At 64.7% G+C, this 1702-nt stretch carries 1 pseudogene; it reads left to right on the top strand.

The window, feature by feature from the left end:
- Window positions 1-76 precede the first annotated feature (76 nt).
- Window positions 77-1665, top strand: a pseudogene (locus tag CJZ98_RS17645) (IS3 family transposase).
- Window positions 1666-1702 lie beyond the last annotated feature (37 nt).

Below are 1702 nucleotides of genomic sequence, written 5' to 3'. Positions count from 1 at the left end.
CCCCCCTCTGCCAGGAAAGTTGACGCCTCTCCATCCCGACCACTTTTTCCACCAGGGGGCTTGATGGAGCAGAGCAATGCGGCGTTACAGCGAGGCCGTCAAAGCTGATGTGAGGAAGCGGATGAGTCCGCCGCAGCGGCAGAGCGTGGCCCAGATCTCAGCAGAGCTGGGCATTCACGTGGTCACCCTCTACAACTGGAGGAAGGCCTGGCGTCTGCAGGGAGAGGTGGTGCCGGCATCCGAGAAGGATCCTGAGGGGTGGAGCGCCACCGACAAGTTCACGGTGGTGCTCGAAACCGCTGGCTTGAACGCCACCGAGCTCAGCGCCTACTGCCGGGAGCGAGGCCTGTACCCGGAGCAGGTGGAGCGCTGGCGTCAGGCGTCCCAGGATGCCAACGAGAAGCCAGTGCTCACCTTGAGAGAGCAGAAGGAGCTCGAGAAGCTCCGCGCCCAGGACCAGCGGGAGATCAAACGCCTCAAACAGGAACTCAGGCGGAAGGAGAAAGCCCTGGCGGAGGCGGCAGCTCTGCTGATCGCCTCAAAAAAGATTCAGGCCTTCTGGGGAGAGGACGGGGACGACTGACGTCGCCCGACGGCCGCCGGAAGGCACTACAGATCCTCGATGAGGGCATGGCTGATGGTGCCCGCGCCAGTGAGCTGGCCCTACTGCTGGGCGTTGGCCTCACCACGCTGCAGCGCTGGCGGCGGCAGTTCGCAGGTGTAGGGGGCGGTGTGGACCGCCGCAAGGGCAGCCACCGCCTTGTGTCCCACCGACTCAGCGAAGAAGAACGCAAGCGGATCCTGCTCACCTGCAATGAGCCGGAATTTGCGGCACTGCCGCCCGGACAGATCGTGCCGATCCTGGCGGACCGGGGCCTGTTCATTGGCTCAGAGCGCAGCTTCTACCGGGTGCTGCATGCCCATGGCCAGGCCCACCGCCGTGGTCGTGCACGCGCACCACAGGAGCCCAGGCCGGTTCCACGCCTGCGGGCAGATGGCCGGAATCAGGTGTGGAGCTGGGACATCACCTACCTGCCGACCACGGTGCGAGGTGTGTGGCTGTACCTCTACCTGGTGATTGACGTCTGGAGCCGCAAGGTGGTGGCCTGGGACGTGGCCGAGCGGGAGGAGGCCCAGATTGCCGCTGATCTCGTCAGCCGCGCCTGTCTCCGCGAGCGGATCAGCAAAGGCCGCCAGCAGCCGCTGATTCTCCATGCCGATAACGGCAATGCCATGCGTGCCGCCACGCTGGAAGCAAGGCTGGAGGAGCTGGGTGTGCTCAGGTCTTTCTCCAGACCGAGGGTGAGCAACGACAACCCCTACTCGGAGTCATTGTTCCGCACAGTGAAATACAGGCCGAACTACCCCCGCCGGCCATTCCGAAGCGCCGAGGAGGCCTGTGCCTGGGTGGCGGCATTCGTAAGCTGGTACAACGATCTGCACCGTCACAGCGGCATCCGGTTCGTGACGCCATCTCAGCGCCACAGCGGAGAAGCCGTTGCGATCAGCTACCACCGCGCAAGCGTCTACGAGCAGGCGCGTCAACGTCATCCGCGCCGCTGGAGTCGATCCACCCGCTGCTGGCGTCAGCCGGAGGTGGTTTGGATCAATCCGCCACCACCGGAAAGCGCCGTCACTGCGAGTACGTTGGTGATGGCAGCCTGATCGGCGGCAGGGGCGTCATCTTTCCTGGCAGTCACCG

It is taken from the genome of Vulcanococcus limneticus LL, from assembly GCF_002252705.1.
Lineage (GTDB): Bacteria > Cyanobacteriota > Cyanobacteriia > PCC-6307 > Cyanobiaceae > Vulcanococcus > Vulcanococcus limneticus.
The sequence above is the reverse complement of the archived record's forward strand: the minus strand, read 5'-3'. Positions and strand labels throughout refer to the sequence as shown.